This is a genomic window from Nocardioides plantarum (genome assembly GCF_006346395.1).
Lineage (GTDB): Bacteria > Actinomycetota > Actinomycetes > Propionibacteriales > Nocardioidaceae > Nocardioides > Nocardioides plantarum.
The window spans coordinates 219,327-243,713 of record NZ_VDMS01000001.1 but is presented as its reverse complement, the minus strand read 5'-3'; the positions used below and the strand labels follow the sequence as shown (position 1 = coordinate 243,713).

Sequence of the window (24,387 nt, the reverse complement as noted above, 5' to 3'; positions counted from 1 at the left end):
ATGACCCCGCTGCTGCTCGGCACGTTGGCCGTGCTCCTGGCCGGCCCCGTCCCGGCGCTGCTGGCGCGGGTGGTCCGCACCCGGCACACGCCCCGCGCCGCCATGCTGCTGTGGCAGAGCGTCGCCCTCGCGGCCGTGCTCGCCGCCCTCGGCGCCGGCGCCTCCTTGGCCACCGACCGGGCCTGGCGCCGCGACCCGGACGTCGCGGCCGTCGTCGTCGCCGGGGCGGCCCTGGTGGTCACTGGCCTCGTGCTCGGGCGGCTCCTGCTCAGCGGGCACCGGATCGGGACCCGGCTCCGGGCGCTGCGCCGCCACCACCGTCACCAGGTCGACCTGGTCGCCCGGCGCGACCGGGCCCGTGACGGCGGGGCCTCGGTCCTGGTCCTCGACCACGACCTTCCCGTGGCCTACTGCGTCCCCGGCATGGTCGGGGCGCGCGTCGTCGTCTCGGCCGGGGCGGTCGGCCGCCTCACCGACATCGAGCTCGACGCCGTCCTGGCCCACGAGCGCGCCCACCTGCGCGCCCGCCACGACCTCGTGCTCGAGGCGTTCAGCGCGCTGCACGACGCGTTCCCGCGCTGGGTGTCGAGCGCCGCCGCCCTCGGCGAGGTCAGGCTGCTGGTCGAGGTGCTGGCCGACCGGGCCGCCGTACGCGCCGCCGACCGGAGGGCGCTGGGTCGCGCACTGGTCGAGCTCGCCGGGTCCCGGGCCGCGGGCCCGGGCGCCGGCGTGACCCTCGGCAGCGGCGTGGCCGGCGTCGACCTGGTGACGCGGGTCCGGCTGCTCGGCGACGACGGCCCGCACCGCGTGCAGGCCACGCTCCTGCTCGTCCTCGCCGTGGCGCTCCTCGCCTTGCCCAGCGGCTTCGTCGTCGCGCCCTGGCTCGCGGGTCTGTCCTGACAACGCGCTTCCGTGGTGCGTGAGGACCGCGCCGGTGTCCCGATCCGTTCGGGGCGACAGACGGCGAGCGGGCAGCGCAAGAGAAAATCGTCGAACTGTCCACGCTGTTGCCGTCCGGGGTGTTAAGTTCTGGCCCTCTCGGAAGGAGGGTGCGTGACTTCTCGGTTCCAGCTGGGTCTCAAGGTCTCGGCATCGGTAGCAGCGGTGCTGTTCGCGACGGCATGCGGACGAGATGACGGGAATGATTCGACACCTGCTCCCGGTGGCCTCGAGCTCCCGCGCATCGATCAGTACGACCACGTCCCGCTTCCGGTCGACCGACCGCCGGAGGGAGCCCTCGTGCGGAGCAGGTCGTTCGCCGACCCTGTCGCCAGTGGTCAGCACCTCTCCTTCGAGTACGACGGGTTCACCGTGCAGATGTGCACGAGAAACATTCGACTCAGCAACTCGGACGCGTGCGAGCCGCAGTCCACCGCCGAGGTGATCAGGCGGATCCGAGGGTCGCGATACGTGACCGTCTACACCGTCTCGAGCAAGGTCGAAGCGGCCCAGAAGACGACCGTCGAGTTCTTTGCACGAGCAGAAGTCTCCGTCGATCCACCGTGGATCGCGGACTACGCCGAGGATGCACTGAGGGAGCTTGCCCCAGCATGACCCCACGACCCTCAGAGTGAGCCCTGTCGCGGCGGTGTTCATCGCGATCGGAGCTACGTTTCTTGCGACGAGCTCGTCAAGACCAGGGAACTGATTGACCTGGCCACCACGCGGGCGTCCCCGGCATGCTCGGGGCGCACGTCGTCGTCTCGTCCGGGGGCGAGGTGCTGGCCGACCGGGCCGCGGTGCGGTCCTCGGGCCGCCAGGCGCTCGGTCGGGCCCTGGTCGAGCTGGCCGGCTCGCGCGCGGCCGGTCCCGGCGCCGGGGTGACCCTCGGCAGCGGGGTCGATCGGCTTCGTCGTCGCCCCGTGCTCGTCGGGCTGTCCTGAACCCCTGAGCCACCGCGTCGTACCGCCGGACGCAGGAACCCCCGCCGGCCGTGAGGCCGACGGGGGTTCCGTGGTGGTGCAGGTGCTGCGAGCGGGGTGCTACTTCACCACGGTGATCGTGAAGAGCTTGGTCTGGCTCGCGGTGCGGTTGCGGTCACCGGCGTAGCTCGCGTAGAGCCGGTAGGTGCCGGCCTTGGTGAGCTTCTTGGTGACGATGCGGACCGCGCCACCCGACAGGTAGCCGGTGCCGTAGGTGACGCCCTGGCTGACGAGCGTGACCTTGCCGGTCGGCGTGCCGCCGGGGGACGTGACCTGGACCTTGACCACGGCCGTGCTGCCGGCCCGGACCTTCTTGTTCCACGCGGTGATCGAGGTGCTCGACGACGCCTTCTTGACCGTGGCCGAGACCGTGGTCGAGTCCTTGCCGTAGGTGGAGTCGCCGCTGTAGCGGACGGTCCAGTCGTAGCTGCCGGCCAGCGTGGAGGCCTTGACGGGGAGCGAGGCCTTGCCGTCCTTGAGGTCGGCGGTGGCCACCTCGGTGCTGCCGGACAGCAGGGTGACCGAGCCGGTGGCGTCGGCCGGGGCGGTGACCTCCACCGAGCTGGCCTTGCCGTACGTCGACGGCTCCGGCTTGTGCACCGCGGTGACCTCGGGGGCCTTCTTGCACACGGTCATCACCAGGTTGTCGAGGTACCAGCCGTCGTTGCCACCACAGCCGTCACGACCGAAGTCGAAGCGGACCTTGATCTTGTCGCCGGCCTTGGCGCCGAGCTTGGAGACCGAGATCGTCGACTGGCCCCAGCTGCCCAGGGTCTTGCCACCGTCGGTGCCGGTGAAGCCCGGCTGCCCGGCGAGCGGGCTGGTGTTGGTGGCCGAGGTGGCCATCGTGGCGTTGTAGGGGTTGAAGAGGAACGCCGTGGCCGGAACGGTGGCGAAGGCGCCGCCGTTGAGGCTGACCTTGACGTTGCCGCCGTCGTAGCCGGCCTCGGTGGCCACGTAGTGGTCGACCGTGATCCGGGGGCTCAGGCCCGCGGGGACGGTGTACTCGGGGCTGATCATCGAGTCGCGGCTGGAGATGTCGTCCTCGCCGGGGGCGCAGGAGCCCTCGTCGGGGTCGGCCCCGTAGGCGACGGTGCCCTTGCGGTCCGCCGGGGCGTCGTCCGTGGCGGTCCAGGGGTAGCCCTGGGTCGCGCCGGAGGCGAGCTGCTGCTCGAGGGTCCAGTCCTTGATGCCGTCCTCGAAGTCGTCCAGGACGGTGGTCTCGGTGACCGTGCCCGCGCCACAGGGGCTGAGCTCACCGGGGGCCAGCACGGGCTGGAAGGCGCACTGGACCGGCTCGGTCCGCATCTCCGTGGCCGTCATGGCCTTGGTCACCGAGGCGCAGTCGGCCGCGGCGATCGGGGTCACCGGGGTCGCACCCTCGTCGGCCTGGGTGCTGATCTTGTTGATCGGCTCGCCCACGAGGTCGGCGCACGACTGCTCGAGGCCGTCGGCCGCGTCGGTGAAGTCCGAGGACGGCGTCAGGTAGTGGGTCTGCGCGTACCACCAGATGTTGGCGGCCTTGTCGAGGCCCAGACCGGTGATGGTCTCGCCGTTGAAGGTGCCGCCGTCGACGACCAGCGCGTAGGCGTGGTTCGGCACGCCGGAGTTGCCGTGGACACCGCCCGAGTCGAGCAGGTTGGGGTCGCAGTTGTACTCGGCGTCGGTCACCTTGCCCGGGTTGCCGTAGCAGGTGGGGTTCCACATGTCGCGGATCGCGCCGCCGAACGCCTCGGACTTCTCGCCGATCAGCCAGCGGCTGGTGGCGGGGCGGGTCGAGGTGTCCTCGGCCGCGATGCTCATCGTCACGGTGCCGACGCTCTTGATGCGGGTGGCGTCGGCCTGGCTGACCATGAGGCCGGGGATCGCCGAGTCGCCCGTGGCGACCGACGGCAGACCGGCGACGTTCTGACCGAGGACGAGGCCGGTGGCCCCGGCAGCGATGGCGTTGTCGATCTTGACCTTGAAGTTGCAGGTGCCGCGGTCGGCGAATGCGTAGTTGCCGGCGATGTCGGCGGCGTTGGTGAACGCCGTGCAGCCGTCGGTCGGCGAGGGGCCGGTGGAGTTGACGGCGTCCTGGGCCACGACGACCTGCGGGGTCACCGCAGTGGTGCCGTAGGCCGGGCCGAACCCGGCAGCGGCAGCGGTGCACGGGCCGGCGACGGAGGACGGCGCGGTGATCGAGACCTGCAGTCGGGCCGGAGCGGTCGGGTCGCAGGTACCGTCCTCGCGCTTGACGGTGAGGTCGCCCTCGCCCTCGTCTTCGCGGCCGTTGACCAGGTCGAGGGTCTCGCCCCAGACGTCGGAGTAGGACTCGTTGAGCGCGCCGGACTGGTACTGGTAGATCAGGCCGGAGGTGTACTCGGTGTAGGCGTGGCCCCACTCGTGTGCCACGACGTCGTCGGAGGTGACGCCGTCGCAGTAGTTGGTGGTGACGCCGTTCCAGTTGGCGTTGGGGCAGTCGATGCGGGGGTCGTTGTTGACGGTGATGCGCTTGGCGCCCTCACCGTCGTAGGAGTCGCGCTCGAAGGCGTTGGCGTACATCCAGTAGGACTCGCCGGAGGAGTTGATGAGGTTCTGCTGGTCGGTGTTGAGGTCGCCGGGGAACGGGTCGCCCTCCTCCCACACGGTGGTCAGCACCGGGTCGGTCTTGGTGCCGGTGGCCTCCTGCAGCTCGCGGTCGAGACCGTCGGTGACCATCGAGTAGCGGTTGACGGGCTTGGCGGTGTTGGCGTCGATGAAGACCATGTCGCGCACGTTCTTGGCGTTGGACACCTCGACGACGTAGGCGAGGACGGCCTTGCCGCTCTGGCCGCGCAGCGAGCCGAGGCGGTAGACGTTGAGCTCGTTGTGGACGGCCTTGACGCCGGTGGTGTCGGCCTTGCCGCCCTTCTCGCCGGTCGGCGGGTCGGCCTTGACGAAGGCCACGGCCTTCTCGGCGGCCTGGGCCGCGGTGACCCGGTGCTCCGTCGGCAGCGCCAGGTCGGGGGCGGCGTAGCCGGCGACCGCGGTCAGGGCGCCGGAGCGGTCGATGTTGGCCTTCAGGCGGGCACCGAACACCGGGATGTCGCGGTAGGCCTGGTCGAACGTCACGACGTAGCCGTAGCGGTCGTGCACGACGCTGGACCGCTTGAGCTGGCCCTTGCTCGCGCCGAACGCCGAGGCGTAGGTGTCGATGTAGGTCGTCGCCTTGGCGACGGCGGAGGCCTTGCTGGTGGCCTCCACGGAGGGGAGGAGGTCGGCACCGGCGCCACGAGCCGCGATGAAGCCGACCTTGCCGGTCGAGCTCTCGGTGCTGATGCGCACGCTGCCGTCGGCGGCGCCGCGCATGCGGGCGGTCACCGAGGTGTTGTCGGCGGTCTTGGGGCCGCCGGCTGCGACTGAGGCCGTGCCGGGGAGCACCGACAGCGTCGCCCCGATCACCGCCAGGCTCAGCCCGGTCTTGAAGAATTTCACGTGGTGTTCCTCCCGAGAGAATGAAGTTGTCGGCCGCCTGTGATGTGGCCCACCAAAGATGCACCTTAAGGACCTATCTCCGGATGGTCTAGGTCCGGGTGGTCACGAGCCGGTAACCGAATGGTCCGTCCGAGCCACGTCCGCCCTGGGTCGACTCCGTGCGAGGTGTGACCGGCCTGTGACGGGTGGGGGCGACACGCATCCGCGTGATCCCTGTGACGCATGTGGCGATCACCTAGGTTGGTGGCATGGCGACCCGTACGTCTTCCCCGCCGGGGTCGCGCAGCTCGAGCACGTCCTCCCGCAGCACGTCCGGCACCGGCAAGTCCGGTTCCGGCAGGGCCTCGGCCCGCAGTGGACAGAACCGATCGAGTGCCACACCCCGGAACGCGCGGAAGACCCCCCCGAAGAAGTCCGCGACGTCCTCCCGCCGCCCGGCCGCGCGCACGCGACCGGCACCCCGGGCGGTGCGCTCCGGACCCGGTCCGGTCGCCCGGGTCCTGCGGACCGTCCTGCGCGGGGTGGTCGCACTGTGGCTGGCGCTGGCGCACGGGATCGGCGCCGCCGTACGCGGGATGGGCCGCAGCGCCCGCGACCTCGAGCCCGAGCACCGCCGCGACGGGGCCGGGTTGTTCCTGGTCGGCCTGGCCGTCGTCACCGGCGCAGCCGTGTGGTTCGCCGCCGCCGGTGGGGCCATGGACCTCGGCCGCACCGCGGTCGTCGGCACCCTGGGCAAGGTCGGCTGGCTCGTGCCGCTGGCCCTGGTCTGGGCCGGCTGGCGGCTGATGCGCCACCCCGTCGACCAGGGCCCCGCGGGCCGTCAGGCCGTCGGCTGGTCCGCGTTGGGCCTCGGCGTGCTCGGCGTCGTCCACATCGCCTCCGGCAACCCCCAGCCCGTCGAGGGCGACACCACGCCGCTGCGTGAGGGCGGGGGAGCGGTCGGCTACGTCGTCTCCTCCCTCCTGCTCGACCTGCTGCAGTCCGCGGCCGTCGTCGTCCCGCTGCTGGTGCTGGTGGCCGTGTTCGGTGTCCTGGTCATCACCTCGACGCCGCTCTACCGCGTGCCCGAGCGGCTGCGCGACCTCTACGACTTCGCCGTCGGTCGCCCGCCCGTCGACGAGACGGCCCACGGTCGCGCCATCGACGACACGATCGACCCCGACCTCGGCGACCCGGCGTACGACACCCCGCTGCTGCTCGAGGACCGCGAGGTCAAGAAGCGTCGCCGCAAGCCCGCCGCCGCGCCCGTCCCGGACGAGGGCCTGCCCACCGAGGCGTTCGACGCCCTCGACGTGGCGCTGGCGCACACGGACGAGCCGGTCGCCCCGCCGTCGCGGCGTCCGCGTCCCGTGCCGATGCGGACCGACGCGGAGGTCGAGCCCGTCGTCCAGCCCGCCGTCCAGCCTGTCGTCGAGGTCGACGACGGTCCGCTCGAGCCGCCGCCGCACACGCCGATCGAGCCGCGCATGGAGCAGCTCGCCCTGTCCGGCGACATCGTCTACTCGCTGCCCGCCAACGACGTGCTCAAGGAGGGCTCGCCCCACAAGGCGCGGTCCCAGGCCAGCGACGCGGTCGTCGACCGGCTGACCCAGGTGCTCGTCGAGTTCGGGATCGACGCCCATGTCACCGGCTACACCCGCGGCCCGACGGTGACCCGCTACGAGGTCGAGCTCGGCCCGGCGGTCAAGGTCGAGAAGATCACCGGCATCCAGAAGAACATCTCCTACGCCGTCGCCTCGGCCGAGGTGCGGATCCTCAGCCCGATCCCCGGCAAGTCCGCGGTCGGCATCGAGATCCCCAACGTCGACAAGGAGATCGTCAGCCTCGGCGACGTGCTCCGCTCGGGCACCGCCCGCGGCGACCACCACCCGATGGTCGCCGGGCTCGGGAAGGACGTCGAGGGCGGCTTCGTGGTCGCCAACCTCGCGAAGATGCCGCACCTGCTCGTCGCCGGCGCCACCGGCTCGGGCAAGTCGTCGTTCATCAACTCGATGATCACCTCGGTGCTCATGCGCGCCACGCCCGACGAGGTCCGGATGATCATGGTCGACCCCAAGCGGGTCGAGCTCAACGCCTACGAGGGCGTGCCCCACCTGATCACCCCGATCATCACCAACCCCAAGAAGGCCGCCGAGGCGCTCGCGTGGGTCGTGCGCGAGATGGACCTGCGCTACGACGACCTGGCCAACTTCGGGTTCCGCCACATCGACGACTTCAACAAGGCCGTGCGGGCCGGCAAGGTCGAGCTGCCCGAGGGCAGCGAGCGCGTGCTGACGCCGTACCCCTACCTACTGGTCATCGTCGACGAGCTCGCCGACCTGATGATGGTCGCCCCGCGTGACGTCGAGGACGCCATCGTCCGCATCACCCAGCTCGCCCGCGCCGCCGGCATCCACCTGGTGCTCGCGACGCAGCGTCCCTCGGTCGACGTCGTCACCGGCCTGATCAAGGCCAACGTGCCCTCGCGCCTGGCCTTCGCGACCTCGTCGCTGGCCGACAGCCGCGTCATCCTCGACCAGCCCGGGGCCGAGAAGCTCGTCGGTCAGGGCGACGGGCTGTTCCTGCCGATGGGCACCTCCAAGGCGATCCGCGTGCAGGGCGCCTGGGTCACCGAGGCCGAGATCGCCCAGGTCGTCAAGCACTGCAAGACCCAGCTGCAGCCGACCTACCGCGACGACGTCACCGCCCCCGCCGCCAGCAACAAGGTGCTCGACGACGACATCGGCGACGACCTGGACCTCGTGGTGCAGGCGATCGAGCTCGTGGTGTCGACGCAGTTCGGGTCGACCTCGATGCTGCAGCGCAAGCTGCGCGTCGGGTTCGCCAAGGCGGGCCGGCTGATGGACATCATGGAGAGCAGGGGAGTGGTGGGGCCCAGTGAGGGCTCCAAGGCCCGCGACGTGCTCATCAAGCCCGACGAGATCGACGCCGTGATCATGACCATCCAGGGGGAGCAGTGAGCACTGATCTTTCGCACCCGGTCGACGGCGGGTCCGCCGAGGCGGACGAGCTCCACGACACCTACGACGACACCGTGGAGGTACGTCGTGACGGGCCGCTCTCCGCTCTGGTCGGCGCCACCGCGGCCGCGGTGTCGGTGGCCTACCTCGTGCGGGCCGCCGGCACGGGCTCGGTCCTCGACTGGGCGCTGTGCCTGCTGACCGGCGTGATCGGGGCGCTGCACCTCGCGGCCGTCCTCGACGCGCGAGCACCGCTCATGGTCGTCGACCACCAGGGCGTCCGGGTGCGCCGAGGGCGGGTGTGGCACGGGGTCGCGTGGGACGACGTCGACCGTGTCGAGCACCGTCCCCGCACCTCCCTGCTCGGCGACGGCTCCCTCGGCGTCGTCGAGCTCGACGGCCGGGTGCTGTCGGTCCGGCTGTCGCTGTCGACCCAGCTGACCGGGTCCGACTGGCACGAGCTGGGTGACGCGCTGCTCGACCTCAGCGAGGGTCGCACCACCGTGGTCGAGCCCGGCCCCGACGAGCCCTCGGGCCCCTCGGTCCCGTCCGAGTCTCCGGAGCCGGCGCGCGAGACCGCCCCCGTGCGCCGCCAGGAGGTCACCCTCGACAAGGCTCCTGCGCTGACGAGGGCCGGGCCCGCCGACGAGACCTCGGTCGTGCAGCTGCCGCTGCCCACCGACGCCTCGACGACCTCGACGATCCTCATCGACGCCGACGACGTGCCCGAGACCCCGGCCGACCCGGTCGTGGGCCCCGTCCTCGTGGCGGCCCGGACGCGGCTCGGGCTCAGCGTCGACCAGCTGGCCGAGCGCACCCGGATTCGCCCGCACGTCATCGAGTCCATCGAGCTCGACGACTTCGGGCCGTGCGGCGGCGACTTCTACGCCCGCGGCCACCTGCGCACGCTGGGCCGCATCCTCGGGCTCGACGCCGAGCCCCTCGTGGCGGCGTACGACGAGCACTACGCCGGCGCCCCGATCGACCCGCGTCGGGTCTTCGAGGCCGACCTCGCCACCGCCACGGGCCGCGGTCTCCAGGGCACGCGCGGTCGGGTCAACTGGTCGGTGCTGGTCGCCGCGGTGATGGCCGTCGTGCTCCTCTGGTCGGTCGCGCGCCTGGTCACCGACGCTCCGACGCCGGTCTCCGACCAGCCCCCGCTCAACGGCTCTCCCGGCAACACGGCCCGCCTCAGCGGCTCGACCACCCGGGTCCCGGTCAGCTTCACCGCCGTCAGCGGCGGCGCCCGGGTCGTCGTCCGCGACGGTCGCAGCCGCGTCGTCTTCGACGAGGACCTCCCGTTCAACCAGACCGCCAAGCTCGTCGTGGTGCCGCCCGTGCGCATCAACAGCACCGACGGCGGCCTGGTCGTCACCGTCGACGGTGACGAGAAGGGGCCGCTCGGCTCGTCCGGCTCGGACGCCGCCCGCACCTACGTGCCCAAGTAGCCAGACCAGCCCGTCGCCAGCCGGTCGCCAGCCCGCGACGTCACCGACGTCACCCACCTCACCTGGTGGGGGCGCGTCCACGAATCGGCGTGCCCCGGCGGCCACCGGCATACTCGGAGGTACCTATGACCACTGACGCCGCCCCCGCCGCACCCCTCTCCGTCGCGATGCTCACCCTGGGGTGCGCGCGCAACGAGGTCGACTCCGAGGAGCTGGCCGGCCGCCTGGCCGCCGACGGGTTCCGCCTCGTCTCCGACCCGGCCGACGCCGACACGGTCGTGGTCAACACCTGCGGCTTCGTGGAGCAGGCCAAGAAGGACTCCGTCGACGCGCTGCTCGAGGCCGCCGACCTCAAGGCGTCCGCCGGCAAGGGCGGTCACACCCGGGCCGTGGTGGCCGTGGGCTGCATGTCGGAGCGCTACGGCAAAGACCTGGCCACCTCGCTGCCCGAGGTCGACGCCGTGCTCGGGTTCGACGACTACCCCGACATCGCGGGTCGGCTGCGCTCGATCGTGGCGGGGGAGACCCACCACCCGCACACGCCGTCCGACCGCCGGCTGCTGCTGCCGATCAGCCCGGCCGAGCGTCAGGCCCCCGAGGTCGCCCCCCGCGCGCGTCTGGAGTCCGGGCCGATGGCCCCGCTCAAGCTGGCCAGCGGCTGCGACCGCCGCTGCACGTTCTGCGCGATCCCGAGCTTCCGCGGCTCCTTCGTCAGCCGCCGCCCCTCCGACGTGATCGCCGAGGCCCGGTGGCTGGCCGGCCAGGGGGCGCGGGAGCTGTTCCTGGTCTCGGAGAACTCCACGTCCTACGGCAAGGACCTCGGCGACCTGCGCCTGCTCGAGACGATGCTGCCCGAGCTGACCGCGATCGACGGGATCGACGTCGTGCGGGTGTCCTACCTGCAGCCTGCCGAGACCCGCCCCGGCCTGGTCGAGGCGATCGCCACGACCCCGGGCGTCGCGCCCTACTTCGACCTGTCCTTCCAGCACGCCAGCGCCACCGTGCTACGTCGGATGCGTCGCTTCGGCGACCCCGAGAGCTTCCTTGGCCTGCTCGACCAGGTCCGGTCTCACGCGCCGCTGGCCGGCGTGCGGTCCAACGTCATCGTGGGCTTCCCCGGCGAGACCGAGGACGACCTGCAGACCCTGTGCGACTTCCTCGAGGCCGCCCGGCTCGACGTGACCGGGGTGTTCGGCTACTCCGACGAGGACGGCACCGAGGCGGCGTCGTACGACGACAAGCTCGACCCCGACGAGGTCTGGGCCCGCGCCCAGCACGTCACCGCCCTGGTCGAGGAGCTCACCGCGCAGCGCGCCGAGGAGCGGCTGGGCGAGGAGGTGCTCGTGCTGGTGGAGGACGTCGAGGACCAGGCCCACGGCGGTCGGGCCGAGGGGCGCTCGGTCCACCAGGGGCCGGAGGTCGACGGCACCACCTCGCTCAGCGAGGGCACCTTCGCGATCGGCGACCTGGTGCCCGCGGTGGTCGTCGGCACCGACGGCGTCGACCTCGTCGCCCGACCCACGGGTCCGGCCCGGTGACCCCACCTCAGCAGCCGGTCGTCAGCAACTGGAACCTCCCCAACGCACTCACCACGCTGCGGATCGTGCTGGTGCCGGTCTACGGCTGGTTCCTGCTGGGTCACGACCACGACTCGATCCTGTGGCGATGCCTGGCCTACGGGGTCTTCGCGGTCGCGATGATCACCGACAAGATCGACGGCGACATCGCCCGCAGCCGCGGCCTGGTCACCGACTTCGGCAAGATCGCCGACCCGATCGCCGACAAGCTGATGACCGGGATGGCGTTCATCGCGCTCTCGGTGACCGGTGACATCTGGTGGTGGGTGACGATCGTCGTGCTGCTGCGCGAGTGGTCGGTGACGCTCCTGCGGCTCTCGGTCGCCAAGGACGTCGTCATCGCAGCCGCGCAGAGCGGCAAGATCAAGACGCTGCTCCAGGTCTTCGCCCTGGGCGGACTGACCCTGCCGGGTCGCCAGCTCACCGGCTGGGGCGACCTCCCCGGCGACGGGCTGTTCTACCTCGCCCAGGCCCTGCTCGCCGGCGCCGTGGCGATGACGATGTGGTCCGGCTACGAGTTCTTCCGCGACTTCCTCCGCCAGCGTCGCCAAGCTCCGGCAGTCTGAAACGCAAGTTTCAGCATCCCTGCGAAACCTCCCGGACTTCTTCCGGACCGCAGGGTTTTACAGGATTTCGCTTTGGAACGGACGAATCACCCTTCGCGACAACGTAAGGTGCGATGGCTCACCTCGGGCATCTCACCGCTCCATCGTCCCCCTCGAAGGGTTCTCTCCCTGTGTCAATGCACACTCCACAGCGCCGCACGTTGATCGGCACGCTCGTTGCCGGTCTCGTCGCGAGTCCGCTAGCACTCGGCCTCACGGCCCCTGCCCAGGCCGCCGTGCCCGGCGACCTCGTGATCAACGAGGTCTTCGGCGGCGGTGGCAACACCGGCGCCCCGTACAACGCCGACTTCGTCGAGCTCTACAACCCGACGAACGCGCCGATCTCCCTGGCCGGCCGGGGGCTGCAGTACCGCAGCGCCGCGGGCGGCTCCGGCGGCGTGGCCACCCTGTCCGGGTCCGTCCCGGCGGGGAGCACCTTCCTGATCCAGACGACCGCGGCCGGCAGCGTCGGCGCGGCGCTGGACCCCGACCTGGTCACCAGCACCGTGCTCGGCATGTCCGGCACCGCCGGTCAGGTCCTGCTGCTCACCACGCCGACCGCCTACACCGGTGCTGCGGGCGACACCACGTCCGCGACGACCGTGATCGACATGCTCGGCTTCGGCCCGGCGACGACGACCTTCGAGGGTGCGCCGACCACGGCCAACCAGTCCAACACCACGTCGGGCTCGCGCAACGCCAACCACACCGACACCAACAACAACGCCGCCGACTTCACCAACGGCACCCCCACCCCGACCAAGTCGGGCGGCGGCACCACCACCCCGGGTGACCTCGCGGCGACCAACCCCGGCAACAAGACCGCCGTGACCGGCACCGCCATCACGCCCTTCACCCTGGCCGCCACCGGTGGCACCTCGCCCTACACGTGGACGGCCACCGGCCTGCCCGACGGGCTGAGCATCAGCTCCGCCGGCCAGGTCTCCGGCACCCCGACCGCGGCCGGCACCTCGACGGTGACCGCGACGGTCACCGACTCGGCCGCGACCCCGGCCACGGCGACCACGACCTTCACCTACACGGTCACGGCCCCCGGCGCCGAGCTCACGATCGCCGAGATCCAGGGCACGACGGCGACGACGCCGTACGCCAACCAGACGGTCACCACGACCGGTGTCGTCACCGCGGCGTTCCCGACCGGTGGCCTCAACGGCTTCTACATCCAGACCGGTGGCACCGACACGACGCCCGACGCCTCCGACGCCGTCTTCGTCTACGCCGGCACCAACATCCCCGCGGCGTCGTACCCGGCCAAGGGCTCGACGGTCACCGTGACCGGCACCGCCGTCGAGTTCGGCACGTTCGGTCTCACCGAGATCAACGTCGCCGGCGCCAGCGCCGTCACCACCGCCGCGACCGCGCAGCCCGCTGTCGTCGCCAAGACGGTCGTCCCCGGCACCGACTGCGTCCAGGGCTCCTGCCTCTCGGCCTCGGCGCTGGCCACCGCCCGCGAGAAGGTGGAGGGCGAGCTCTTCGCCCCCACGGGCAAGTACACGACGACCGACGTCTATGACGGCTCGCCGTACCCGAGCACCTCGACCGCCAACTTCGGTGAGCTCGGCCTCGCGGCCGAGAGCACCCGGGCCCTGGTCGCCCCGAGCGACCTCTACGACGTCCAGAACGAGGCGGCGCAGGTCACCGCCCGGACGGCGTACAACGACGCCCACCGGATCATCATGGACGACGGCTCCTCCCTGAACTACACGCTGGCCGCCAACACCGGCTCCCCGCTCCCGTGGTTCACGCCGACGCACTACGTGCGCAACAACGCGGCCGTCACCTTCCCCGAGCCCGTGGTCCTGACCGTCGGCTTCGACGGGGCGACGTTCGTGCCGTCCGGCGGCCAGATCACCGGCGACCCGACCGGCAAGGTCAACTTCGCCCAGAACCGGCCCGAGGCCCCCGGCGAGGTCGGCGGCGAGATCAAGCTGGCCACGGCCAACGTGCTCAACTACTTCCCGACCACCGGCGAGGAGTTCGTCTCCCAGAACGGCGGGACCTGCAGCTACTACACCGACCGCGCGGGCAACCGGATCACCAACAACCAGTGCGACCCCAACGGTCCCCGCGGTGCGGCCAACGCGGCCAACCTGCAGCGCCAGCAGGACAAGATCGTGCACGAGCTCAACTCGCTCGACGCCAGCATCCTGTCGCTCGAGGAGGTCGAGAACTCGATCTTCTACGGCAAGCCGCGCGACTTCGCCCTCAGCACCCTGGTCGACGCCCTCAACGACGACGCCGGCGCCGGCACCTGGGCCTTCGCTCCCTCGCCGGCCGCCGCCGACCTGCCGGCCCAGTCCGAGCAGGACGTCATCCGCACGGCGTTCGTCTACAAGCCCTCCGAGGTCTCGCTCGTCGGCGCCTCCAAGGTGCTCGTCGGCTCGGCCCCGTTCGGCAACGCCCGTGAGCCGCTGGCCCAGGGCTTCAAGAAGGTCGGCGACCCCGACAGCAACGCGTTCGCCGTGGTGGTCAACCACTTCAAGTCCAAGGGCTCCGGCACCAACGACGGCACCGGGCAGGGCAACGCCAACCCCGACCGCGTCAACCAGGCTGCGGCCCTGAAGACCTTCGCCGCCAGCTTCTCCACCAGCCTCGGTGGCAGCGGCGCCGTGTTCCTCACGGGCGACTTCAACGCCTACAGCCACGAGGACCCGGTCCAGAAGATCGAGGAGAACGGCGACTACACCGAGCTCCAGTCGACCACGACGCCCGGTGAGGACAGCTACAACTTCGGTGGCCTCGACGGCTCGCTCGACCACGTGTTCGCGAACGCGGCGGCCGAGGAGCTCGTGACCGGCGTCGACATCTGGAACATCAACGGCGACGAGTCCGTCTACCAGGAGTACAGCCGCTTCAACTACAACGTCACCAACCTCTACAACACCGAGCCCTACCGTGCCTCGGACCACAACCCCGAGATCATCGGGCTGACCACCTCGGCGGCGGGGGAGACCCCGGTCGACGTCCAGATCCTGGCGACCAACGACTTCCACGGCCGGATCCAGAACGACACCAGCTCCGGCTCGGCCGGCGCGGCCGTCCTGGCCGGTGCGGTCAAGCAGTTCAAGGCCGCCAACCCGGCGACGTCGTTCGTCGCCGCGGGTGACCTGATCGGCGCCTCGACGTTCGAGTCGTTCATCCAGAACGACGAGCCGACGATCGACGCGCTCAACGAGGCCGGTCTCGACGTGTCGGCGGTGGGCAACCACGAGTTCGACAAGGGCTACGACGACCTGGTCAACCGGGTCATGGACCGCGCGGAGTGGACCTACATCGGCGCCAACGTCAAGATGCGCGCCAGCGGCGACCCGGCTCTCGAGCCCAGCTTCGTCATGAACCAGGGCGGCGTCGAGGTCGGCTACGTCGGTGCGGTCACCGAGCACCTGCCCGAGCTCGTCGCCCCCGGCGGCATCGCCGACATCGAGGTCACCAACATCGCCAACGCGGTCAACGCCGAGGCCGATGCCCTCAAGGCCGACGGGGTCGACGTGGTCGTCCTGCTGGTCCACGAGGGTGCCGCGGGCACCGACTGCGCGACGATCAACTCCGACACGACCAGTGACTTCGGCAAGATCACCTCGGCGGTCAACGGCAACGTCGACGCGATCGTCTCGGGCCACACCCACCTGGTCTACAACTGCTCGCAGCCGGTCAGCAGCTGGGCGAACCGGCCGGTCACGACCCGCCCGATCGTCTCGGCCGGCCAGTACGGCACCAACCTGAACAAGATCAACTTCTCGGTCGACGCCACCACCGGCGTCGTCGAGGCGAAGACCCAGTCGGTCCTGCCGCTCAAGAGCGGTACGACGGGCTCGACCTTCAACTACCCGGTCGACTCGGCGACGCAGTCGATCGTGACCACCGCGGTCCAGCAGGCCGAGGTGCTCGGTGCTCAGGTGATCGGTCAGATCGGTGGCGCCTACAACCGGGCCAAGCTGGCCGACGGCACCACCGAGAACCGCGGTGGCGAGTCGACCCTGGGCAACCTGGTCGCCGAGATCCAGCGTGAGCAGACCTCGGGCTCCAACCGGGGCGCCGCGCAGATCGCGTTCATGAACCCGGGTGGTCTGCGGGCCGACCTGGCCGGCACCGTCAACGGCTCCAGCCGCGACGTCACCTACAAGCAGGCCGCCAACGTCCAGCCGTTCGCCAACACGCTGGTCAACGAGGCCCTGACGGGTGCTCAGATCAAGGCGGCTCTGGAGCAGCAGTGGCAGCCCAGCGGTGCCTCGCGTCCGTTCCTCAAGCTCGGCATCAGCAAGGGGTTCCGCTACACCTACGACCCCAGCGCCGCCCAGGGCTCGCGGATCAAGACGATGAGCCTCAACGGCACGCCGATCGTGCTGACCGACACCTACTCGGTGACGGTCAACTCGTTCCTGTCGACCGGTGGCGACAACTTCACCGCGCTCAACGGCACGGGTCGCAAGCAGGACACCGGGGTGACCGACCTGCAGGCGCAGGTCGACTACTTCGACGCCCAGACCGCGCCGCTCGCGGTGGACTACAGCCAGCGCGGCGTCGGGGTCTCGATCCCGAGCACGGACCCGGAGACCTACCCGGCCGGTAGCACCGTCACGGTCAACCTGTCGTCGCTGTCGATGACCGGGCCGAACGATCTGGTCGACGCCAACGTGACCGCCACCATCGACGGCCAGTCGGTCGGGTCCTTCCCGGTGACGACCACGCTGCAGACCGCCCTTCCCGGGTTCGACGAGGTCGGCACGGCGACCGCCGAGGTGGAGCTCCCGAGCAACCTCGCCGGTGGCACGCACGAGATCGTCTTCACCGGCGACAAGACCGGCACCGTGGTCAAGGTCCCGGTCGAGGTCGAGGCCGCGCCGGGCGTCGGTACGACGATCAGCGCGACTGCCGCTGACATCGTCTACGGCAAGGCGGGCTCCGTCTCGGTCACGGTGACCGCGACCGGCAGCGACGCCACGCCCACCGGCGAGGTCGAGCTCCGCGACGGTGAGGACGTCCTCGACTCGGCCACCCTGGTCGACGGCAAGGCCACCTTCACCCTGGAGGCACGTGCCCTCGAGGTCGGCTCCCACCCGCTGACCGTGGCCTACGCCGGGGACGACGGGTTCGACCCGAGCACCACCGAGGTCACCGTGACCGTCGTCAAGGCGACGACCACCGTCACGGCCACCTCGAGCCCGACGTCGGTGACGGTCCTGCGCAGTCGCAACACGGTCACGGCGGCGGTCACGGCCGACGGCTACACGCCCACGGGCACCGTCGAGATCCGCCGCGGCTCCACCGTCCTGGGCACCGGCGAGCTCAACAGCCAGGGCCGGGTCGCGATCCGGGTCGGGCCCTACGCCAGCGTCGGCACGGCCACGCTCACCGTGGTCTACCGCGGTGACGAGCGTGCGTCGTCCGACACGACGACGGTGCAGGTGAAGGTCATCAAGCAGACCCCGACCCTCACCATCACCACCGTGGCGTCGGCTCGCAAGGGCACCCAGCCCACCGTCAAGGTGGCCGTGACCGGCGACGGCGCGGTCGTCACCGGCCGGGCGTCGTTCACCGTCGGCGGCAAGACCGCCACGATCACGCTGGTCAACGGCAAGGCGCAGTACAAGATGCCGAAGATCACGAAGGACACCGCTGTCACGGTCCGCTACAACGGCAGCACGACCTTCAACACCGTCAGCAAGAGGATCGTCATCAAGCTCCGTTGATCCTCTGACGTACGTCGGCCCGGCCCGTCGAGCAGCCCTGCTGCTCGGCGGGCCGGTGTCGTCTCGGACCCGTCGAGCAGCCTGGGACGGACCCACCGAAATGTTTGGTGACGATTGTCCGACTTCACGACGCACTGTCCGTGCTCGGCCTTATGGTTCAACCCTTCCCCGCGGTGCCCCCCTGGTTTCGTTCCTCCTCGTCCGAAGGACCCCCTGTGTCTCTGCACGCTTCTGCGCGTCGTGGGCTGATCGGCTCGATCGTCGCCGGTCTGGTCGTCACCCCTCTCGCGGTCGGCCTGACCGTCGCGCCCGCCCGGGCCAACGTCGCGGGCACCAACCTGGTGATCAGCGAGGTCTACGGCGGGGGTGGCTCCACGTCGTCCGCGGCGTCCTACAAGCAGGACTTCGTCGAGCTCTACAACCCGACCGACGCCCCGATCTCGCTCAGCGGCTGGTCGATCCAGTACCGCTCGGCCACCGGCTCCGCGGCCAACGCGGTCGCACTGCCCAACAAGGTGGTGCCGGCCAACGACCGCTTCCTGATCGCGATGGGCGCGGTGAGCACCGGCGGTGCCGACCTGCCGGCCGCCGACGCCACGGCCTCGACGCTCAACCTCGCGGCCGCGTCCGGCCTGGTCGTCCTGTCCAACGGCACCGCGGCGCTGACCGTGCCGACCGGCAACATCCCGGCGGGCACGACCGGCGTCGTGGACGCGGTGGGCTATGGCGCAACCGTGACGTCCTTCGAGACCGCCCGGATGGCGACGGTCGGCACCACGACCCTCGCGTACGTGCGCAACCCCGCCGGGGCGGACACCGACAACAACTCCCTCGACCTCACGACCACCACCCCCACGCCCCAGGCCGCGACCGGCAGCACCACCCCGACCGCCCCTCCGCTCGCCGCCACCAACCCTGGCGACAAGACCGGCGTCGTCGGTACCGCGATCACCGGCTTCACCCTCGCGGCCACCGGCGGCACCGCGCCCTACACCTGGACCGCGACGGGCCTGCCCGCCGGCGTGACCGTCGCGGCCAACGGCGCCGTCTCCGGCACCCCGACCGCGTCCGGCACCTTCACCGTCACCGCGACGGCCACCGACTCGGCGACGCCCACCGCAGCGACCGGCACCACGTCGTTCACCCTCACCGTGGCTCCGGCGCCGCTCTCGGCGACCGACCCGGGTGACAAGACGGCCACGACCGGCACCGCGATCACGGGATTCTCGCTCGCCGCGACGGGCGGCACGACCCCCTACAGCTGGACCGCGACCGGCCTGCCGGCCGGCGTGACGGTCTCGACCGCCGGCGACGTCTCCGGCACCCCGACCACGACCGGCACCTACGACGTGACCGCGACCGTGACCGACGCGGCGACGCCCACCGCGGCGACCGCGACCACCTCGTTCACCATCACGGTGGGCCAGTCCACCGCGCCGGTCGACGTCCAGGTCCTGGCCACCAACGACTTCCACGGCCGCATCCAGAACGACACCGGGACCGGCTCGGCCGGTGCGGCGGTACTGGCCGGTGCGGTCAAGCAGCTGCGTGCCGCCAACCCCAACACGACGTTCGCGGCGGCCGGCGACCTGATCGGCGCCTCGACCTTCGAGTCCTTCATCCAGCACGACAAGCCGACGATCGACGCGCTCAACGAGGCCGGCCTCGAGGTCTCGGCGGTGGGCAACCACGAGTTCGACCAGGGCTACGACGACCTGGTCAACCGGGTGATGAAGCCCTACGACGCCGACACCAACCCCTACGGCGGCGCGAGCTGGAAGTACCTCGGCGCCAACGTGAAGTTCAAGGCGTCGGGTGACCCCGCGCTCGACGGCACCTGGATGAAGACCCAGGGCGGCGTGCAGGTCGGCTACATCGGAGCCGTGACCGAGCACCTGCCCGAGCTGGTCTCGCCCGGTGGCATCTCCGACATCCAGGTCACCGACATCGCCACCGCGGCCAACACGGCGGCCAACCAGCTCAAGGCCGACGGCGCCGACGTGATCGTGCTGCTGGTCCACGAGGGTGCTGCCGGCACCGACTGCACGACGATTAACTCCGACACGACCTCCGACTTCGGCAAGATCACCTCGGCGGTCAACGACAACGTCGACGCGATCGTGTCCGGTCACACCCACCTGACCTACAACTGCGCACAGCCCGTGGCCGGCTGGTCCGATCGCCCGGTCACGACCCGCCCGATCGTCTCGGCCGGTCAGTACGGCACCAACCTCAACCAGCTGGTCTTCACCGTCGACCCCACCACCGGCGTCGTCCAGGCCAAGACCCAGGCCGTGCTGCCGCTGAAGAACGGCGTCACCGGCTCGACCTTCAACTACCCGGTCGATGCCAACACCCAGACGATCGTGACCACCGCGGTCAACAACGCCAACGTCCTCGGCGCTCAGCCGCTGGGCAACATCGCCGGCCCGTCCTACCGGGCCAAGCTGGCCGACGGCACCACCGAGAACCGTGGTGGCGAGTCGACCCTCGGCAACCTGGTCGCCGAGATCCAGCGTGACCAGACCTCGGGTGCCAACCGGGGCGGCGCGCAGATCGCGTTCATGAACCCCGGTGGCCTGCGCGCCGACCTCGTCGGTCAGGGCACGGGGGCGTTCCCGCGGGTCGCGACGTACAAGGACGCGGCCAACGTGCAGCCGTTCGCCAACACCCTGGTCAACGAGGCCCTCACCGGTGCCCAGATCAAGGCGGCGCTCGAGCAGCAGTGGCAGCCCTCTGGCGCGTCCCGCCCCTTCCTCAAGCTGGGCATCAGCAAGGGCTTCACCTACACCTACGACCCCAACGGCGCCCAGGGCTCGCGGGTCAAGGCCATGTACCTCGACGGCACCGCGGTCGACCTCACCGCGACGTACTCCGTCACGGTCAACTCGTTCCTGTCGACCGGTGGTGACAACTTCACCGCGCTCAACGGCACGGGTCGCAAGCAGGACACCGGGGTGACCGACCTGCAGGCGCAGGTCGACTACTTCGCCGCCCAGGCCTCCGGCTCGGCCGGGCTCCCGGTCGACTCGACCCAGCGCGGCGTCGGTGCCGTCGTCACCACCGCGACCCCGACCGCCGGCCAGGACGTCGCCCTCAACCTGACGTCGCTGTCGATGACCGGCCCGGGCGCCGTCAAGGACACCAGCGTCGAGGTCAAGCTCGACGGCGTGACGCTGGGCTCGTTCCCGGTCACGAGCACCCTGCAGACGCAGCTCCCGGGCTACGACGAGGTCGGGACCGCCACGGTGGTCGTCACCCTGCCCGTCTCCGCCTCGGGCGCCAAGACCCTCGTGGTCTCCGGCCCGACGACCGGCACCGTCGCCCGGGTCCCGATCACGGTCGCGGCAGCCCCGACGGTCGACGTCCAGGTCCTGGCGACCAACGACTTCCACGGCCGGATCCAGAACGACACCACGACCGGCTCGTCCGGTGCGGCGGTGCTGGCCGGTGCGGTCAAGCAGCTGCGTGCCGCCAACCCCAACACGACGTTCGCGGCGGCGGGTGACCTGATCGGTGCCTCGACGTTCGAGTCCTTCATCGCCAAGGACAAGCCGACGATCGATGCGCTCAACGAGGCCGGCCTCGAGGTCTCGGCGGTCGGCAACCACGAGTTCGACCAGGGCTACGACGACCTGGTCAACCGGGTGATGAAGCCCTACGACGCCGACACCAACCCCTACGGCGGCGCGAGCTGGAAGTACCTCGGCGCCAACGTCAAGTTCAAGGACTCCAACGACCCGGCCCTCGACGGCACCTGGATGAAGACCATGGACGGCGTCCAGGTCGGCTACATCGGTGCGGTCACCGAGCACCTGCCCGAGCTGGTCTCGCCCGGTGGCATCTCCGACATCAAGGTCACCGACATCGCAGCGGCTGCCAACGCCGCGGCCGACGACCTCAAGGCCGCGGGGGCCGACGTCGTCGTGCTGCTGGTCCACGAGGGGGCCTCGGGCACCGACTGCGCGACGATCAACTCCGACACGACCAGTGACTTCGGCAAGATCACCTCGGCGGTCGACGGCGACATCGACGCGATCGTGTCCGGTCACACCCACCTGGTCTACAACTGCTCGCAGCCGGTCAGCAGCTGGGCGAACCGTCCGGTCACGACCCGCCCGATCGTCTCGGCCGGCCAGTACGGCACCAACCTCAACCAGCTGGTGTTCACGGTCGACCCGAGCACCGGCGTCGTCCAGGCCAAGACCCAGGCCGTGCTGGCGCTCAAGAGCGGTACGACGGGCTCGACCTTCAACTACCCGGTCGACGCGAACACCCAGACGATCGTGGACAACGCGGTCGCCAACGCCAACGTGCTCGGTGCCCAGCCACTCGGCAGGATCGCCGGCACCTTCAACCGGGCCAAGCTGGCCGACGGCACCACCGAGAACCGTGGTGGCGAGTCGACCCTGGGCAACCTGGTCGCCGAGATCCAGCGTGACCAGACCTCCGACCCGGCGTTCGGGGCCGCGCAGATCGCGTTCATGAACCCCGGTGGCCTGCGCGCCGACCTGGCCGGCACCGCCGGCGACTCGCCTCGCACCGTCACCTACAAGCAGGCGGCCACGGTGCAGCCGTTCGCCAACACCCTGGTCAACGAGGACCTCACCGGTGCTCAGATCAAGGCGGCGCTCGAGCAGCAGTGGCAGCCCACCGGGTCCTCGCGACCGTTCCTCAAGCTCGGCATCAGCAAGGGGTTCCGCTACACCTACGACCCCACCGCTGCGCAGGGCGAGCGGATCAGGACGATGACGCTCAACGGCACGCCGATCGTGCTGACCGACACCTACTCGGTCACGGTCAACTCGTTCCTGTCCACCGGTGGCGACAACTTCGCCGCCCTCAACGGCAAGGGCCGCAAGCAGGACACCGGGCGCACCGACCTCCAGGCGCAGGTCGACTACTTCGCCGCCAACGCCGCGGGGTCCGACGTCCTTGCGGTCGACTACAGCCAGCGCGGCGTCGGGGTCACCGTTCCGGCCGGCGCCCCGGCGACGTACCCCTCGGGCGCCTCGTTCACCGCCGACCTGACCTCGCTGTCGATGACCGGCCCCGGCGACGTCCTCGACACCACGGTGACGGCCTCGATCGATGGCGGCGACACCATCGCCACCTTCCCGGTGACGACCGCGCCGCAGACCCAGCTCCCGGGCTACGACGAGGTCGGCACCGCGTCGGTGGGCTTCAACCTGCCGTCCGCCCTGAGCGGCGGCACCCACGACCTCGTCCTCACCGGCAACCGGACCGGCACGGTGGTCAAGGTGCCCTTCGCGGTCGAGGCCACGCCCAGCGTCGCCACCACCGTGACCGGCACGGCCGACCCGGTCGGCTTCGGTGAGGCCGCCACGGTCCACGTGACGGTCACGCCCGACACCGGCACCGCCGACCCGGCCGGCACCGTCACCCTGCTCGACGGTGCCACCGAGATCGGCACCGTCACGCTGGCCGACGGCGAGGGCGACATCACCGTCCCCGCCTCGGCGCTCGACCCGGGCGACAACCCCTTCACCCTGAGCTACGCCGGCGCGGACGGCTTCTCGGACAGCACCGGGTCGGTCACGGTCACGGTTGAGGCCCTCGACACCACCGTCACCGGGACGGCGGCCTCGGTCGAGCTCGGTGAGGGCGCCAGCGTCCACGTCGTCGTCGATGCCGCCGACAGCGCGCTCGTGCCCACCGGCACCGTCCGCCTGCTCGACGGCACCACCGAGGTCGGCACCGTCACGCTGGTCGACGGCGAGGGCGACATCACCGTCCCCGCCTCGGCTCTCGAGGTCGGCGACAACTCGTTCACGCTGAGCTACCTCGGCGCCGACGGGTTCGCGGCCAGCACCGGCACGGTGAGCGTCACGGTCACCAGGATCGCGGCGGAGGTCAGTGGCACGACGACCTCGGTCACCTACGGCAGCGCGGCCTCGATCCCCGTCCGCGTCGGCCCGACCACCCACGGCACCCCGACGGGCACCGTCACCGTCAAGGACGGCGCCACGACCGTCGCCACCGCGACGCTGGGCGCCAACGGCACCGGCGCGGCCACCATCGAGGCCCTCGCCCTGCCGGCGGGCACCTACACGCTGTCCCTGTCCTACGCCGGTGACGACCTGTTCACCGCCGCCACCGGAACCGTGACCCTGACCGTCGCCAAGGGTGCGTCGACGACCGACGCCACCGCCCGCGAGACCACGGTCGTGGTCAAGAAGAACTCGACCCGGTTCACGGTCACGGTCGGTGCCCCCGGCTACACGCCCACGGGCACCGTCCGGGTGGTCATCAACGGCAGCCAGACGGTCTCCGGCACGCTGGTCGACGGTGTCGCCTCGATCGTGGTGGGCCCGTGGACCTCGGTCGGCGCATCGAACGCCGCGGTGAGCTACCTCGGTGACGCCAACACCGAGCCGAGCACCGACACCGTCCGCATCACGGTGACCAAGCAGACCCCGACCCTGAAGGTGACCGCCCCGACCTCGGTCAGGAAGGGCACCAAGCCCACGGTCAAGGTCGCGCTGACCGGCTCCGGCGGAACGGTGAGCGGTCAGGTCCGGTTCAACTACAACGGCAAGTTCGCGGTCCAGACCCTGGTCGGCGGCAAGACCACCCGCACCCTCCCGGGTCTGTCGAAGACCACCAAGGTGACGGTCACCTTCCTGGCCAACGCGACCTACACCGGGGCGGTCAAGGCCGTGACGATCAAGGTCGTCCCGTAGCCCG

General features: G+C 70.8%; 10 protein-coding genes. 9 read left to right on the top strand and 1 reads right to left on the bottom strand.

All coding sequences use genetic code 11. The annotated features are described in order from the left end of the window. From FJQ56_RS01115 to FJQ56_RS01105, 3 genes are all read left to right on the top strand, one after another. Positions 1-900 carry a M56 family metallopeptidase gene (locus FJQ56_RS01115; protein ID WP_140007369.1) on the top strand — a complete coding sequence of 300 codons (900 nt, stop codon included), beginning with the start codon at positions 1-3 and terminating at the stop codon, positions 898-900. 153 nt (positions 901-1,053) lie between these two features. Continuing rightward, complete coding sequence (locus tag FJQ56_RS01110; RefSeq protein ID WP_140007368.1) at positions 1,054-1,554, top strand: hypothetical protein; 501 nt, start codon at positions 1,054-1,056, stop codon at positions 1,552-1,554. Positions 1,555-1,679: 125 nt separating this feature from the next. Then, a complete protein-coding gene (locus FJQ56_RS01105) occupies positions 1,680-1,883 on the top strand; it encodes a M48 family metalloprotease (protein WP_140007367.1) in 204 nt (67 codons plus the stop codon). A 99-nt stretch (positions 1,884-1,982) separates the two neighbouring features. On the opposite strand, the gene FJQ56_RS22335 is transcribed toward FJQ56_RS01105, so the two are convergent. Continuing rightward, positions 1,983-5,378, bottom strand: coding sequence for a M4 family metallopeptidase (locus FJQ56_RS22335; RefSeq protein WP_140007366.1), 3,396 nt, complete (start codon positions 5,376-5,378; stop codon positions 1,983-1,985). 248 nt (positions 5,379-5,626) lie between these two features. On the opposite strand from FJQ56_RS22335, the gene FJQ56_RS01095 reads away from it, so the two are divergent. The 6 genes from FJQ56_RS01095 (at position 5,627) to FJQ56_RS01070 (ending at position 24,383) form a co-directional block, all read left to right on the top strand. Further along, entirely contained in the window at positions 5,627-8,338 is a 2,712-nt protein-coding gene (locus FJQ56_RS01095) for an FtsK/SpoIIIE family DNA translocase (protein ID WP_211350716.1), read from the top strand. Next, a complete protein-coding gene (locus FJQ56_RS01090; RefSeq protein ID WP_140007365.1) occupies positions 8,335-9,786 on the top strand; it encodes a helix-turn-helix domain-containing protein in 1,452 nt (483 codons plus the stop codon). Before FJQ56_RS01095 ends, FJQ56_RS01090 begins: the two co-directional genes overlap by 4 nt. A 125-nt stretch (positions 9,787-9,911) precedes the next feature. Continuing rightward, a complete protein-coding gene (rimO, locus tag FJQ56_RS01085) occupies positions 9,912-11,324 on the top strand; it encodes a 30S ribosomal protein S12 methylthiotransferase RimO (RefSeq protein WP_140007364.1) in 1,413 nt (470 codons plus the stop codon). Further along, a complete protein-coding gene (gene pgsA / locus FJQ56_RS01080) occupies positions 11,321-11,929 on the top strand; it encodes a CDP-diacylglycerol--glycerol-3-phosphate 3-phosphatidyltransferase (RefSeq protein WP_140007363.1) in 609 nt (202 codons plus the stop codon). The genes rimO and pgsA overlap by 4 nt, the downstream gene beginning before the upstream one ends. A 275-nt stretch (positions 11,930-12,204) precedes the next feature. After that, positions 12,205-17,679 (top strand): ExeM/NucH family extracellular endonuclease, encoded by a 5,475-nt coding sequence (locus FJQ56_RS23095; protein ID WP_170215218.1) that lies wholly within the window; start codon positions 12,205-12,207, stop codon positions 17,677-17,679. 215 nt (positions 17,680-17,894) lie between these two features. Beyond that, entirely contained in the window at positions 17,895-24,383 is a 6,489-nt protein-coding gene (locus tag FJQ56_RS01070; protein ID WP_170215217.1) for a 5'-nucleotidase C-terminal domain-containing protein, read from the top strand. The last annotated feature ends 4 nt before the right edge of the window (positions 24,384-24,387 follow it).